Annotated in this window: 11 protein-coding genes; 4 read left to right on the top strand and 7 right to left on the bottom strand. The window is 70.9% G+C overall.

What is annotated here, in order from left to right:
- The first annotated feature begins 88 nt into the window (after positions 1-88).
- Genes VSR01_RS20820 through VSR01_RS20810 form a run of 3 tightly spaced genes read left to right on the top strand, consistent with a single transcriptional unit; the run spans position 89 to position 3,376 of the window.
- Positions 89-358 (top strand): hypothetical protein, encoded by a 270-nt coding sequence (locus VSR01_RS20820; RefSeq protein ID WP_326450687.1) that lies wholly within the window; start codon positions 89-91, stop codon positions 356-358.
- Positions 351-971 carry a DUF6879 family protein gene (locus tag VSR01_RS20815; RefSeq protein ID WP_326450686.1) on the top strand — a complete coding sequence of 207 codons (621 nt, stop codon included), beginning with the start codon at positions 351-353 and terminating at the stop codon, positions 969-971. Before VSR01_RS20820 ends, VSR01_RS20815 begins: the two co-directional genes overlap by 8 nt.
- Positions 965-3,376, top strand: a complete 2,412-nt coding sequence (locus VSR01_RS20810; protein WP_326450685.1) for an ATP-binding protein — start codon at positions 965-967, stop codon at positions 3,374-3,376. Before VSR01_RS20815 ends, VSR01_RS20810 begins: the two co-directional genes overlap by 7 nt.
- Positions 3,377-3,389: 13 nt before the next feature.
- On the opposite strand, the gene VSR01_RS20805 is transcribed toward VSR01_RS20810, so the two are convergent.
- From VSR01_RS20805 to VSR01_RS20780, 6 genes are all read right to left on the bottom strand, one after another.
- Positions 3,390-4,247, bottom strand: a complete 858-nt coding sequence (locus tag VSR01_RS20805; RefSeq protein WP_326450684.1) for a methionyl-tRNA formyltransferase — start codon at positions 4,245-4,247, stop codon at positions 3,390-3,392.
- 137 nt (positions 4,248-4,384) lie between these two features.
- On the bottom strand, positions 4,385-6,049 hold the full coding sequence (locus tag VSR01_RS20800; RefSeq protein ID WP_326450683.1) for a hypothetical protein: 1,665 nt from the start codon (positions 6,047-6,049) through the stop codon (positions 4,385-4,387).
- Between the two features lie 189 nt (positions 6,050-6,238).
- Complete coding sequence (locus VSR01_RS20795; RefSeq protein WP_326450682.1) at positions 6,239-7,129, bottom strand: carbohydrate ABC transporter permease; 891 nt, start codon at positions 7,127-7,129, stop codon at positions 6,239-6,241.
- Between the two features lie 12 nt (positions 7,130-7,141).
- Positions 7,142-8,089 (bottom strand): carbohydrate ABC transporter permease, encoded by a 948-nt coding sequence (locus tag VSR01_RS20790; protein ID WP_326450681.1) that lies wholly within the window; start codon positions 8,087-8,089, stop codon positions 7,142-7,144.
- A gap of 14 nt (positions 8,090-8,103) precedes the next feature.
- Positions 8,104-9,444, bottom strand: a complete 1,341-nt coding sequence (locus VSR01_RS20785) for an extracellular solute-binding protein (RefSeq protein WP_326450680.1) — start codon at positions 9,442-9,444, stop codon at positions 8,104-8,106.
- Positions 9,445-9,672: 228 nt separating this feature from the next.
- Positions 9,673-10,782 (bottom strand): LacI family DNA-binding transcriptional regulator, encoded by a 1,110-nt coding sequence (locus tag VSR01_RS20780; protein ID WP_326450679.1) that lies wholly within the window; start codon positions 10,780-10,782, stop codon positions 9,673-9,675.
- A gap of 387 nt (positions 10,783-11,169) precedes the next feature.
- Here VSR01_RS20780 and VSR01_RS20775 point away from each other — a divergent pair, with 387 nt between their 5' ends.
- The gene (locus VSR01_RS20775) at positions 11,170-13,086 is read left to right on the top strand and encodes a glycoside hydrolase family 2 protein (protein WP_326450678.1); all 1,917 of its coding nucleotides are present in this window, start codon (positions 11,170-11,172) and stop codon (positions 13,084-13,086) included.
- A 28-nt stretch (positions 13,087-13,114) separates the two neighbouring features.
- Here the strand turns inward: VSR01_RS20775 and VSR01_RS20770 are convergent, their stop codons facing one another.
- Entirely contained in the window at positions 13,115-14,131 is a 1,017-nt protein-coding gene (locus tag VSR01_RS20770; protein ID WP_326450677.1) for a helix-turn-helix domain-containing protein, read from the bottom strand.
- Positions 14,132-14,331 lie beyond the last annotated feature (200 nt).

Below are 14,331 nucleotides of genomic sequence, written 5' to 3'. Positions count from 1 at the left end.
GAACACAAGAATCGAGGTCGAGCAGACACTCTCAGTGATATTCTCGTCGCAGGGCTGAGGCCCCATCAGATGCCGCGCTGGAGGGGACATGAAGGGGAAGTGGGAAGCGGACCCCGGAGCGTCGTTCTCGCGGCGGCTGGGGAAGTCATCTGCCGAGTTGGGCCAGACTTCGGGGAACACCGGCTGCCCGGACATGTGGGAGTTGGACAACGGAGATGTCGCAGTGATCGGCGCCGATCTGACTGCTTCCTACGAAGGTAGGCTGCCGGATGACGTACGGGTCGATCCAGGAGAGCGGCTGGTCGTCATCCCCCGAGCGACCATCCTCGCTGCCAAGGCAGACATCCCGGATGCGTAGCCTTCTGGACTGCGCCGTCGGTGAGCCCCTGGCACTCACGGATTACTACACCGACTTCGAGAAACACTTCTGGCGTTGTGGCGATCTCGGGTTCTGGAAGCTTGAGAGGCAGCAGACGTTCAAGGAACCCGGCTACGACAGTTGGGAAGCGTTCTGGCGGGGTGACTGGGATGAGGCTCTGCGCCTCCTGGAGGCTGGCCGTGCGGACATGGCGGAGTACCACCGCAAGGTCGAGGAGCATGGATTCGCAGCCCGAAGGGCCCGTGTCGTCCAGGAGCCACTCAGCGCATACATGCAATGGGAGATGCACGCCCTGCTCGTGCGCGACCAGTGCGGCGGCCCCGTGCATGTCGCCCACGCAGACGCAGTCGCCCCGTACGAGGACGACTGTCCGCTCCCGGAGATCTGCACGCTCGGCAACCGGGTGATGTATCAGGCGCTCTACGACGATCAAGGCATCCTGACGGGGGCGCTCAAGTTCGTGGACCCCCAACTCGTGCTGAGATGCCGACAGTTCATTGTGGACATCTACAACGCCGGCGAACCTCTCACGAAGTGGTTCCACAGCCATGTCGCCTCGCTGCCTCCCCCTCCGCGCCAAGCGCAATGGTGAGAGAAGACGACGACGTCCCAGCGCACGCCAATCGGTTCGATGGATCAGCCGCGGCGCACACAGTCGTGCAGGCTGGCGAAGTCAGTGGCGGCGTGCACTTTCACCGCGAAGCGCCGCTGCCGACGACAGCACCGCTCATCGTGCCGCATCAGCTTCGCAGTTCCGTGCGCCATTTTGTCAACAGATCCGCAGAGCAGGCTCGCCTCAGCAGCCTCGTGGCGAATCTCGAAGACGAGCCGCACGTCGTGCGCGTGGCGGCCATCACCGGAACCGCTGGAGTGGGCAAGACGTCGCTCGCACTGCACTGGGCGCACAGCGTCCGTTCATACTTCCCCGGCGGCGAGCTCTATGCCAACCTGCACGGCCACGCCGCCGGTTCGCCGGCCGCTCCTCACGACATACTGGCCCGCTTCCTCGAAGACCTCGGCATACCGGCCACGCACGTCCCGCGTCAGGCCGAACGTCGGGAGACGATGTTTCGGTCAGTGCTGGCTGAGCGTCGCGTGTTGCTCGTGCTCGACAATGCTGCGGGCAGCTCGCAGGTACGGCCTCTGCTGCCCGCCACCTCCGGGTGCCTGGTCGTAGTAACCAGCCGGGACGATCTGTCAGGTTTGGTGCGCCGGGAAGGTGCGATGCGTCTGGACGTCGCCACGTTCGGGACGTCGGACGCCGTGGAGCTGCTGCGTGCCGCCACCGCCGACTACCGTAACGGCGACCGACGCAGAGAACTGGCAGTGCTGGCCCGGTTGTGTGCGGGGCTTCCGTTGGCCTTGCGGATCGCCGCCGAACGTGCGGCCGGCTCACCGTCCATGCCGCTCGGTGAGCTGATCGACGACCTGCGCGACGAATCGACCCGGTGGAGCGTCCTGACAGCGGAGCCGGAGGAGGGATCCGACGCGATGCGCAGCGTGTTCGAGTGGTCGTACCAAGCGCTCTCCGATCCTGCGGCCCGGCTTTTCCGGCACCTCGGCCTGCACCCAGGCAATGAGTTCGGCCTCGCCGCCGCTGCGAGCCTCGGCGGCGATGACACCTCCCAGACTCGCGTCCTGTTGGACACTCTCGTGAGAGCTCACTTGCTGGAGCGGCGCCCAGCCGGCCGGTACGAATTCCACGACCTGTTGCAGGCCTATGCGGCGGAACAGGTCAGACAGACTGAGACCCAGGAACAGCGGACACAGGTCCTGGGGTGTTGCCTCGCCTGGTACCTCCACACCGCGTATGCAGCGCAGTGCGTCATGGCACCATTCGACAGTTACTCTCTGGACGACCGCGTACCCGCGCCCGCCCACGTCCTCCGCTTCGGCGATTACCAGTCGGCGTTCGACTGGTACCGCGCGGAGAGCGCCAACCTCGTCGCCGCGACCCGCACCGCCTCGGAAGCAGGATTTCCGGAAATTGCGTGGCGACTCGCCGTGGTGATGCGCGCCGTGTACATGCACCAGAACGCGTTCGCCGACTGGGAGGCCACGGCCCGGATAGGCGTCGAGTCCGCGGCACGCACAGGCGAGAGGCACGGCGAGGCGGAGGCGCTCGAAAGCCTGGGCAAGGCCGCGTTCCAGGCGCTGCGACTCGACGAAGCCGAGCAGCACCACCGTGCTTGTCTCGTCTTGCGGCGGCGCATCGGCGACAGACGGGGAACAGCGGTCTCCATCAACGCACTCGGGCTTTTGGCGCTTCGGCGTCGTCGATTGGACGAGGCCAGGGCACACTTCGCCGAGGGCGCGGAGATTTTCAGCGACCTCGGCGATCGCCGGTGGACGGCACTGATCCGCAGCAACCTCGCGGAGACACTGTGCGAGCTGGATCGTGGCGACGATGCCTGGGCCATCATCGAGCCGGCCCTGGCCGAACTCCGCGAGCTCGGTGATCGCTCCGCTGAGGGCAATGCCCTGTTGCTGCTCAGCTGGGCCCAGCGCACGACGGGCCACATCGAAGCAGCCTCACGCTCGATCCGAGCCGCACTGTCGATCGCGGACGACGAGAACAATCAGATGTGGCGCGCTTATTGGTCGGTGGAGTCCGCACGAGTCGAGCAGGCCAGAGGGAACTTAGATGAGGCGCTCCGTCTGTTCCACACGTCGGCTGCCTTGCAGCGAAAGCTGGGTGACGCCTCTCGGGAAGCTTTGGCACTGGACGGAGCAGGTGAGGTGCATCAATTGTCGGGCTGCTTCCGGGAAGCCGCGGACATGCATCGTCGCGCCGCCGACACCTATCGTCGGCTGGACGCCCGCTGGCAGCTCGCCAACGCTCAGGCACACCTGGCCGATGCGCTGACCGTCCTCGGCGACCTCGCCTCAGCGCGTGTCGTCAGGCAGGACGCGTTGATTATGCTCGCCGGGTTCGGGGATCCCCGGGCGGTCCAACTCGCCGAGCAGTTGACTCGCGCTCTGCGTGACGACGCGTAGGACGGAAGACGCCCTAGGCGTCCAGTGGGGCAGGCTCCGAGGAAGTGATCCATACAGCTCCGTCCGCGCAGTCCAGGCGGATCCCGTCGGCCGGGGACAGGCTCGTGCGCAGAACCCTCAGACGGTGGCCCCCCACGGTGACCACCGGGCCCAGGCCGGTACCCATGAAACGAAAAGTCCGGACCTGATCATGGACTTGGCGTGCGGTCGCCGCGGTGTCGACCGTGAAGAACTCCGGTTCCAAAAAGCCCGCGTAGCTGGCGCCCTCGGCGGTCTGCGGTTCGCCCGCGGTCGGGTCCCGCACCCGGTCGAGGGCGATGGTGAGCTGATCACGCAGCACCGGGGACAGATCCGACCACAGGCTCTGCTGAGTCACGTCGTCCGGCAGCGGAATGCCGTCCTGCTGGGCAAGCACCGGTCCGGTGTCGAAATCCTCGTCCATCCGGTGAACGGTCAGGCCGAGGTGGGTATCGCCATTGCGGATTGCCTGGAGGACCGGAGCGGGGCCGCGGTATTTGGGCAGCATCGAGCTGTGGATGTTGAGCACTCCGTAGCGCGGGATCTCCAGCACCGACCGGGGCAGCCGCCATGAGAATCCGTAGCAGACGACGAGATCGAGATCGTAGCCGCGTAACGCGGTGCCAAGTCCGGCGGAACTGCCCGGCAGCAGCAGGTCGACACCGGGCGGTACCGCGGCGGCGATCCGCGCCGCGACGGTCGCAGCGCCCTCATCCGTAGGCGTGCGAGGGCGCATCGAACGGGAGAAGGCGTAAACGACCGGATCGTGACCCGCCATGACGCAGGTCTCGTGCAAAGCCGCGAACTCAGCCGGGCCGAAGGAGATCAAGCCGATACGCATGTCACCCGCCATGGGCGGGAGCCTAATGCGATGCGCCGCGTGAACGTGCGGAACCCCGGCGGGTGGGCCCTGCCGGGGTTCCGGGGGTGCGGGGCGGTGCCGGGACGGGGGGCGCGTCGGCCCGGTGAAGGCTCAGCGCCGGCGTGGGCTCAGCGGACGTCCACGTAGACGTCCTTCGTCTCGCTCGCGAAGTGCGTCGAGTCCGCGTCGAGGTACGCGGCCCAGGTGCCGTCGCCGTAGGCCGGGGTGGTGAAGGTGTAGCGGCCCGCGGAGTTGGTGTAGCCCTTCTGCACCCAGTACCACTGGGAGTCGCCCTTGGGGCGGTACACCAGCACCACGTGCGCGTGGTTGTAGTGCACCCAGCCGGAGGACACGCGGGCGATCACGACGCCGCTGAAGGTGACCTTCGACGTGGCGCTCGCCGGGCGGGTGGTGCTGGCCGCGATCGACATCTGCGTGTCGGTGCGGCGCAGCCGGTGCGCGGGCTCGGTGTAGGCGAGCAGCTGCGGGCTCTCGAAGTGGACCACCCGGTAGTAGCCGTCGATGTAGCCGTACGCCTGCATGACGAACGAGCAGTAGCTGCCGTTGCCGTAACCGGTGGTGATGTGCGACAGGTTGAGCCAGTTCGACCGGCCGTTGGGCGAGTACTGCAGCCACAGCGACTGGTTGCCGCACTGCGCGCCGGTCAGCCGGCCGGTGGTCTTCACCGTGCCGTACTGGTCGAGCGAGAACGCCGGCAGCGTCACGCTCGTGGCGACCGGCACGGTCACCGTGCTCTGGACCTCCTGGATGTTCGGCAGGTACGGCGACGGCGCGACGTACGTGTGCAGCGTCGTCGTCATGTTCGCGGTGATGCTGTAGGAGAAGCTGCCGTCCGCCGCGGTGGTCGTGCCGGCCAGGCGGTGCGGGACGGTGTAGCCGTAGTAGTCCGGCTCGACCGAGGTGGTGACCACGGGCGCGCCCGCGAACGGGACGTAGCCGCCGGTCGCGGCGTCGTAGCGGGTCACCTTGCCCTTGACCGTGATGCTCTGGCCCTTGTGCACGCTGGCCGGCGTCGAGGACGCGGTGATCTGGTACGTCTCGGACTGCGCCTGGACGGTGGGCACCGCGGCCGGGCTGATCGCCGGCGCGATGTCGTCGCCCGCGACCACCTGCGCGGTGCCGCTCTCCAGCGTGCCGCCCGGCGTCACCGGCAGGGTGAACGTGCCGGCGTCGTCGGTGGCGACGGTCTGCGTGTGCTGCACCCGCGAGCCCGGGGCGACGTCGTCCCACCAGGTCAGCTTGACCGGGGTGGCGGCCGGCGCGGGCGCGGTGACGCCGGTGGCCGGGTCGAGCACGTCGACGTGGCCGCCGAGGGTGACGCTGCGGTGCGTGAAGTCGGTGACCGTGCGGTCGGCGGTCACGTTCGGGATCGAGGCGTGCTTGCGGTAGTCGAGCGTGCCGGCGTCGCCCGCGTGCTCCTGCGTGCCGTCGCCGAGCTGCCAGTCGACGTCGACCGGGTAGTCGCCGTACGCGGTGCCGGCCGGCAGCCGCACGGCGTCGTTCGTGTGCCCGGCGGTGAAGCCGTCGACGACCGCCAGCACGGGCGCGTCCGCCGCGGTGGACGCGCGGACGCTCAACCGGAGCGAGCCGGTGGCGACTTCGCCGGTGATGTACACGGTCACGGTGCCGTCGTCCTGGGTGACGACGTTGTACACCGAGCCCGGTGTCGAGTCCGCGGACGCGGCCGGCGCCAGGGCGACGCCGAGCGCTGCGGACAAGGAGACGGCGGTCGTGCCGATCAGGGCACGCCGCCGGGTGCGCGATATGCGCATGGTGTGGACCCCCCACAGGTCATGTGACAGCGCCCGCGAGGTGCGCGGCAGCGCTGGAGGGCAGACGGTAGCCCGTCCGAACTCCCGGCAGGGGTACGGCAGATGGACAGTCGGCGACAAAATCCGGAGCGGCGGCCTCCGCAGCGTGCCTCCCGCGAACGGCCGCCGCGCGCGGCCCTCCCCGGCCCGCTACTTGATGCCGGTCGTCGCGATGCCCTGCGTGACCTGCCGCTGGAAGACAAGGAAGACGGCGATCAGCGGCAGGAAGCCCAGCACCGAGGAGGCCATCACCTCCGCGTACTGGATGTTGCTGTTGCTGACCAGCGAGGACAGACCGACCGGGATCGTCTGGGACTTGGTCTGGTTCAGCACCAGCAGCGGCCACAGGAAGGCGTTCCAGGAGTTGATGAACGTCAGGATCGCGACCGTCGCCGCGGCCGGGCGGCTGATCGGCATGCACACCGACGCGTAGACCCGCCACCAGCTCGCGCCGTCGATCCGCGCGGCCTCGATCAGCGGCGTGGGGATGCCGCGGAAGAACGCGTGGAAGACGAAGACGGAGACCGGCGCGGCCACCGACGGCAGCACCAGCGCCCAGTACGTGCCGAGCAGGTGCATCGAGCGGTACTCGATGAACTGCGGCAGCACCAGCGCCTCGGTGGGCAGCATCAGCCCGGCGGTGACCAGCGCCATCACCACGGCGCGGCCGCGGAAGCGCAGGAACGCCAGCGCGAACGCGGCCATCGAGCAGAAGCCGACGGTGAAGACCACCGCGAGCACCGAGATCAGCAGGCTGTTCAGGTACCACCAGCCGATCGGGTAGTTGTCCCAGGCGTAGGAGTACGCGTGGAACGACCAGCCGCCGGCGAACGGCGACACCGGGTGCTGGGTGATCGAGCCGTCGGAGCGCAGCGAGGTGGCGAGCGCCCAGAAGAACGGCACCAGCCAGATCAGCGCGAACAGCGTCAGGCACACCGCGCACAGCCGGTTGAACAGCTTCGCACCGTTCACCGGGGTCGCCGCGCCGCCGCGGTTGCGAGGGGCGGCGCTCAGGTCGGTGGAGAGGGTCGTCGAGGTCACGGTGGTCTCCGCTCAGGCCGCGGTGCTGGTCGCGCGCCACCGGCGCAGCCCGTACCAGGCTGCCGAGACCGCGACGATGATGACGAAATAGACCATGGTCGCGGCGGCGCCGTACCCGCCGCGGTAGGAGGTGAAGCCGGTGTCGTAGATGTACTCGATGACCGGCCGGGTGGACTGGTTGGGGCCGCCGCCCAGCAGCAGGTAGATCTGGTCGAAGACCTTCAGCGAGGCGAGGATCTGCAGGATCAGCACCAGGCTGGTGGTCGGCGCCAGCAGCGGCACGGTGATCAGCCGGATCTGCTGCCACGGGCCGGCGCCGTCGATCGCCGCCGCCTCGTAGACGTCCGGCGGCACGTCCTGCAACGCGGCCGTGTAGAGCACGAAGTTGAAGCCGAAGGTCCACCACAGGGTCATCAGCACCACCGCGGTCCAGCCGCCCGAGGTGCTGCCCAGGAAGTCCGGCACCGGCAGCCCAAGGCCGCTGAACAGCTTGGTGATCAGGCCGACTTGGGGCGTGTACATCCACAGGAAGATCAGCGCGACGACCGACGACGGCACCACGTAGGGCGCGAAGAACGCCACCCGGTAGAACACCCGGCCGCGCGGCATGCGGTGCGCCAGCACCGCGGCGGCCAGCGCCAGGACCACCAGCGGCGGCGTGGTGAACAGCGTGAACAGCACCGAGTGCCACATCGCGTCCCAGAACAGGCTGTCCTGGAGCACCTTGGAGTAGTTCGACACCCCCACCCAGCCGCCCAGGCCGCTCTTGACGGTGGTGGTGTTGAAGAAGCTCAGCACGATGCCGACCGCCAGCGGGCCGACCAGGAAGAGCAGGTAGACGATCAGGAAAGGGGCGCTCAGCAGCAGCCCGGCCCGGCGCTCGGAGCCCGGCGGGGGCGCGGACGCGGCGGCCGGGGCGAGGGGTTCGGGGGCCGGCCGCGTCGCGGCGACGGTCGTCATGGCGGGTCAGCCTCCTACTTCATCGTGACCGGCGGTCGGGCCGTGGTGTACCGCTTGAGGTCCGCGCGCATCGCCGCGGTCGCCTTCTTCGGGCTCGTCCGCCCGGACAGCGCCTCGATGATCGTGGCGCCCACGGTGTTCTGGAAGTCCGAGCCGGCGCCGGTGTACCAGGCCGGCGGGTCGTACTGCGCGGTGAACGCGGCCTGGACGTAGTTGCGTTGCGGCGACTGGTCGAGGAACGCCGTGCTGCGCTGGGTGGGCAGCCAGGCAGGCACGTGGCCGCCGTGCGCCCACACCGCGCTGTCGTCCAGCAGGCTCTTGACGAACTGCGCGGCGTGCCGGGTGCGGCCCGCCGAGCGGTTCGGGTTGTGCGGGATCACCAGCGCGTGCGAGTCCGCGTACGCCACCGGCTTGGGGCCGAGCAGCGCGGGGAACGGCACCACGTTGAAGTGGAAGTCCTTGACCAGCCGGTAGGACGGGATCTGCCACTCGCCGTCGAAGAGGAAGCCCGCCTTGCCGGTGCTGAACAGGGCGTTGGCGCCGGAGCCGTTGAGCACGCTGGGCATCAGGCCGCCCTTGGTCAGGCTCTGCAGGAACGCGAACGCCTCCTGCATCGCCGCGTCGTCGACCGAGATTTTCGTGCCCGAGTCGGTGACCACCGGGCCGGCCAGCCCCGAGTACACCATGCTGAAGTAGCGCCACGCGGTGGCCGGGTCGGCGGTGATCGACATGACCGCGCCGTACCGGCCGCTGGCGTCCTTCATCGCCCGGACCGCGTCGGTGAAGTCCGCGGCGTTCCGCATCGGCTTCAGGCCGTCGCCCGCGGCGTTGAGCAGGCCGGCCTTGCGGGCCAGGTCCACGTTGTAGAAGAGCACGAAGGGGTGGGTGTCCAGCGGCACCGCGTACGTGGTGCCGCCGACGGTCGCCTTCTGCCAGGCGGCGGGGGTGAAGCGGTCGGGCGTCACGCCGAGGTCGGCCAGGCCGGTCTCGGAGACCGGGGTCAGCAGGCCGGCCGCGGCCAGCAGCGGCAGCCGCGACAGGTGCGAGATGCCGACGTCCGGCGGCGTACCGCTCGCGGTGGCCAGCGCGAGCTTGGTGTAGTACGGGTTTCCCCAGCTCAGGATGGTCGCCTCGACGCTGACGCCGGGGTGGGACTTTCGGAAGTCCTGCTCCATCAGCACCATGTTGGCGCCGTCGCCGCCGGTGAAGAGGTTCCAGAAGATCACGTCGGCGGTGTCCGGCTGCGCGCCGGCCAGGCCGCTGGCCAGCGGGGAGGAGCACGCCGCCAGCCCGGCGCCCAGCACCGCGCCGGCGCCGAGGCCGAGGAACCGCCGGCGCGCCATCGCTCCGCTCATGGAGGCATTCACCCCGTTACATCGTTGTGAACCGGATGGCCGGAACCCTCGCATACGATTTGCAACGATGCAATAGCCGGGGCGGAACCCGGGGGGAAACGGGTGGGGTGCGCGGCGCCTCCAGGGGCGCTCGCGGAGCGGCGCGGGGCCGCGCGGGGCCGGGTGGCGGGCGGGCGCGCGACGGCAGGGCGGCGGCCGGGCGCAGGGGGCGCGGCGCTTGCGGGCGCGTTACGGCTGGCCGGCGCGCTGCGGCTGGCTGGCGCGCTGCGGCTGGTCGGCGAGGTCCAGGCGGCGGGAGGACTCGCGTACGACGAGCCGGAAGGGGGTCGGCTCGGGGGCGGGTTCGGGGCCGGCCGGGGCGTGGGGCGCGTCCGGGGCGTCGGCGGGCGCGTCCGGGAGCCGGTCCGCGGCGCCGGCCTGCTGGTCCAGCAGCGTCAGCGCGCGTTCGGCGATCACGTCGAGGTCCGGTGCGATCGAGGTAAGCGGCGGGTGCGCGTACGCCGCTTCCTGGACGTCGTCCACCGAGGCCACCGCGACCTCCTGCGGCACCCGCACGCCCGAGGCGTCCAGCGCCCGCAGCGCGCCGATGGCCAGCGCGTCGTTGAACGCGAAGATCCCGTCGGGCAGCGGCCCGCTGCCGTCGAGCAGTTGCCGCACCGCCTCGTAGCCCTGCTTCCTGGTCCAGTCGTCGACCGGGACGACCAGCCAGTTGACCTTGCGCACCCCCGCCGCGGCCAGCGCCTGGCGGTAGCCCTCGGTGCGCTGCCGGCCGTTCTCGCTGCCGTTGCGGCCGAGCGCGACGATGCGGCGGCAGCCCTGCTCCAGCAGGTGCTCGACCGCGGTGCGCGCGGCGGCCACGTTGTCGATGCCGACCCGCGGGAAGCCGTCGCCCACGCTGTGCTCGCCGAGCAGCACCAGCGGGAAGTCGGGCACGGACACGGCCGCGTCGGAGGGCAGGGTCAGCGCGCTGAGCAGCACGCCGTCGGCGACGTTGGTCAGGCCGCCGGACAGGATGCGCCGCTCCACCTCGCTGTCGCCGCCGGTGGACTCCACCAGCACCGTGATGCCGCGCCGCGCGGCGGCCTTGACCACGGCCTGGGCGAGCTCGGCGAAGTACGGCTCGGCGAGGAAGGGCACGGCCAGCGCGACGAAGCCGGTGCGGCCGGAGCGCAGGCCGCGGGCCAGGTAGTCCATCCGGTAGCCCAGCTCGTCCAGCGAGCGCTGCACCCGCGCCCGGGTGGCCGGGCTCACATGGGTGTAGCCGCTGACCACGTTGGACACGGTCCGCACCGAGACGCCGGCGTGCTCGGCGACGTCGCGCATCCGCACCCTGGCCATGGCGTCCCCCTCCTCCCGTCGCGCGCTCGCGGAACCCGTCCTTGCATCGTTGCAAACAATCACTCATCATGAACGGGCCGATCATCACGAGCAGCGGCTCATCCTAGTACGGCGCGGTGTCCGGGCCGGGGGCGGCACGGCCCGGCGGCGGTTCGGCGGGCGGTTCGGCGTGCCCTGACGCGGGCGCGGGCCCGGTGGGCCGGGCGCGGGCTGCGGACGGGCGCGGGCTGCGGACGGGCTGCGGGCCGGTGCGCGGACGGGCTGCGGACGGGCGCGGGTGCCGGTCGTGTACAGGCCGTCCTGGCGCGGGCTCGTGGGACTTCACAGGCGACCTCATAGGCGAAACGGACGGGCCGGCGGCTGCCGGTGCGGCAGGAGGAGGGACACATGGGCGCGAGCCAGCAGGACGGGTCGTACCCGCGGCCGATGCTGCACCGGGAGCGGTGGCACAGCCTCGACGGCGTCTGGGACTTCGGATACGACGACGCGGACGCGGGTGAGCGCGAGGGGTGGTTCGCGGGCGGGGCGGAAGCCGGGGGCGAGGCGGCTTCGGCCGGAACCGTTGCCGGGGACCCGTTCGACCGGCGGATCACCGTGCCGTTCCCGCCGGAGGCGCCCGCCTCCGGGATCGGGGAGACGGCGCCGCACCGGGTGGTCTGGTACCGGCTGCGCGTCCCGCACGCGGTGCTCGCGCCCGGCGCCGGCGAGCGTTCGCTGGTCCACTTCGGCGCGGTCGACCACCGCGCCCGGGTCTGGCTGGACGGCCGCCTGGTGGCCGAACACGTCGGCGGCCAGAGCCCGTTCACCGCGGACGTGACGGACGCGCTGCGCCCCGGCGCGCCGGAGCACGTCCTGGTCGTGCGCGCCGAGGACGACCCGGCCGACCTCGCGCAGCCGCGCGGCAAGCAGGACTGGCAGGAGCGGCCGCACGCGGTCTGGTACGAGCGGACCACCGGCATCTGGCAGAGCGTGTGGGCCGAGACGGTGCCGGAGCTGCACATCGCCGAGCTGGCCTGGACGCCGGACCCGGCGCGCGGCGTGCTGGCCGAGGTGACCCTCGCGCGCGGCCCGCAGCGGCCGGTGTCGGTGGAGGTCGTGCTCAGCCTGGCCGGGCGGGTGCTCGCCGAGACCTCGGCGGTGGTGACCTCGCCGCGGGTCCGCCTGGAGGTGGTGGTGCCGGCGCTCGGCAACGGCATCGACCGCGAGGACCTGCTGTGGCGCCCGGAGCGGCCGACGCTGCTGGACGCGCGGGTGACCGTGCGGGAGGCGGGTGCGGCGGGCGCGGTCGTCGACGCGGGGCCGGGGGCGGGGGCCACCGGGTCGGCGGGCGCGGTCGTCGACGCCGTCGACAGCTACGTCGGCATCCGCAGCGCGGGCGTCGGCAGCGGCGCGTTCCTGCTCAACGGGCGTCCGTACTACGTGCGTTCGGTGCTCAACCAGGGCTACCGGCCGGACACCCTGCTGGCCGCGCGGGACACCGGCGAACTGCGCCGCGAGGTCGAGCTGATCAAGGCGATGGGCTTCAACGCGGTGCGCGTGCACCAGAAGGCGGAGGACCCGCGCTTCCTGTACTGGGCCGACCGGCTCGGCCTGCTGGTGTGGGGCGAGACCGGGGCGGCGTACGAATTCAGCGCGCACGCCGTGGAGTTGCTGACCCGCGAGTGGCTGGAGCTGGTACGGCGGGACCGCAGCCACCCGTCGATCGTCACCTGGGTGCCGATCAACGAGAGCTGGGGCGCCTCCGACATCCTCACCGACCCGGCGCAGCGGCACTACTCGATCGCGCTGGCCAACCTGACCCGCGCGGTGGACCCGAGCCGTCCCGTGGTCTCCAACGAGGGCTGGGAGCACACCGACAGCGACATCCTCGGCGTCCACGACTACACCTCGGACCCGCAGGTGCTCACCGAGCGTTACGGCGAAGCGGCCGGTTTCGACGCGCAGTTGGCGGGCCCCGGCCCCGCGGGGCGCCGGCTGTCGCTGACCGGAACGCAGACCCGCCGTTACGCCGCGGGCGACGCGCCCCTGATGATCACCGAGTTCGGCGGTCTGTCGCTGCGCGCGGACGACGGCGAGTTCTCGTACACCCGCACCAGCTCCGACACCCAGTACGCGGCCCTGCTCGCCGACCTCTTCACCGCCCTGCGCACCAGCCCGCTCGTCGCGGGCTTCTGCTACACCCAGTTCAAGGACACGGCCCAGGAGACCAACGGCCTCCTCACCTCCGACGGCACTCCCAAGCTCCCCCTGGCCACGATCCACCACATCGTCACGGGCGAGAAGGAGCCCCCGCGGACGGCGTGACGGCTTGGACGGGCTCCCTCGCGGGATGTCACGGCCGCCGGCCCTGGCCGTGCAGGCGTTCCTGCCGGTAGTCCGTGGGCGTGGTGCCGTAGGCGGCGCGGAAGGCGCGGGTGAAGTCGGGCGCCTGCTTGAACCCCCAGCGGGCGGCGATCGCGTGGACCGGACGCGCGGCCAGGGAGGGATCGGCCAGGTCGCGCCGGGCACGCGCCAGCCGCCGGCGGCGGATGTAGGAGGCGGCGGTGTCCCCCTGGCCGTGGTCGTGGAAGAGCCGGTGCAGGGTGCGCAGCGAGATGTGGTGAGCGGCGGCGACAACACCGGGCGAGAGGTCGGCGGCGCCCAGGCGCCGGCCGATGAAGTCGAGCACCTCCAGGTACAGCACGTGCCGGCGGGCCTCCCCGGGGGTCGGGTCCGCGGTGTCGAGGTGACAGGCCAGGTACGCGGTGATCAGGTCGGTCAGGACACCGCCCAGCCGGTGGCGCTCGGCGGGCCGGCAGGAGCCCTGCTGGTCAGTGGCCAGCTGGGTGAGGAACCCGGCCAGCAGCCGCCCGGTGACCTCCCGCCCCGACAGCCGGGAGGCCAGCAGCCGCTCCACCCGGTTCGGCGGCAGCGGGATCTCGGTTCGCGGGAGCTGGACGACCACCGAGCCGGCCGTGCTGTGCGAGGCGTCCACGAAGGCCTCGTACGGGTGGGAGGTGGAGTACACCACGAGGTCGCTCGGCTTCAGCGGGGTGTGTCTGCGGGCCTGGGCGATGGCCTGTTCACCGCTCACGATGAGGCCCACGGCGTACATCTCCGGGTCGGACTGCCGGATCAGCCGCGGTGTCCGACGCGACCTCATGGACGCGTAGGTCAGGGCCGTCACCTGGGCCGGACCGAGCTGGGCGGCGCGCAGTGAGGCGCGGAACCGCGCTGCGCTGTCGATACTGAACTCGTTGGGGACCAGGGCACATGCCGTGATCTCGCGCCAGGCTTCCACCCGGTCCGGTCCCGGCAGGACCTGACTGTCGAACAGGGTCTCCAGCATGCGGCCCGTCGCCTTCCTCACCGGTTCCGTCTCCTCACCGGTTCCGTCTCCTCACCGGTCCGTCCGATCACCTCCGCTCTCTTCGACCCAGGACACCACGAGAAGGGCGTATTCGGACAAAACACCGGTCCGCACGGCGCGGGGACCCTCGCCGGCGGCCGGTCCGGCACGCGCTGCCAAGACGTCGGCGCGCCCAGCCAAGGCATCGCACGTGCTTCAGG

Source organism: Actinacidiphila sp. DG2A-62 (genome assembly GCF_035825295.1).
In the GTDB taxonomy this organism is placed as follows: Bacteria; Actinomycetota; Actinomycetes; order Streptomycetales; family Streptomycetaceae; genus Actinacidiphila.
The sequence above is the reverse complement of the archived record's forward strand: the minus strand, read 5'-3'. Positions and strand labels throughout refer to the sequence as shown.

Coding starts and splice junctions, on each gene's coding strand:
- VSR01_RS20820 (WP_326450687.1), top strand. CDS start 89: ATGAAGGGGAAGTGGGAAGCGGACCCCGGAGCGTCGTTCTCGCGGCGG.
- VSR01_RS20815 (WP_326450686.1), top strand. CDS start 351: ATGCGTAGCCTTCTGGACTGCGCCGTCGGTGAGCCCCTGGCACTCACG.
- VSR01_RS20810 (WP_326450685.1), top strand. CDS start 965: ATGGTGAGAGAAGACGACGACGTCCCAGCGCACGCCAATCGGTTCGAT.
- VSR01_RS20805 (WP_326450684.1), bottom strand. CDS start 4,247: ATGGCGGGTGACATGCGTATCGGCTTGATCTCCTTCGGCCCGGCTGAG.
- VSR01_RS20800 (WP_326450683.1), bottom strand. CDS start 6,049: ATGCGCATATCGCGCACCCGGCGGCGTGCCCTGATCGGCACGACCGCC.
- VSR01_RS20790 (WP_326450681.1), bottom strand. CDS start 8,089: ATGACGACCGTCGCCGCGACGCGGCCGGCCCCCGAACCCCTCGCCCCG.
- VSR01_RS20785 (WP_326450680.1), bottom strand. CDS start 9,444: ATGAGCGGAGCGATGGCGCGCCGGCGGTTCCTCGGCCTCGGCGCCGGC.
- VSR01_RS20780 (WP_326450679.1), bottom strand. CDS start 10,782: ATGGCCAGGGTGCGGATGCGCGACGTCGCCGAGCACGCCGGCGTCTCG.
- VSR01_RS20775 (WP_326450678.1), top strand. CDS start 11,170: ATGGGCGCGAGCCAGCAGGACGGGTCGTACCCGCGGCCGATGCTGCAC.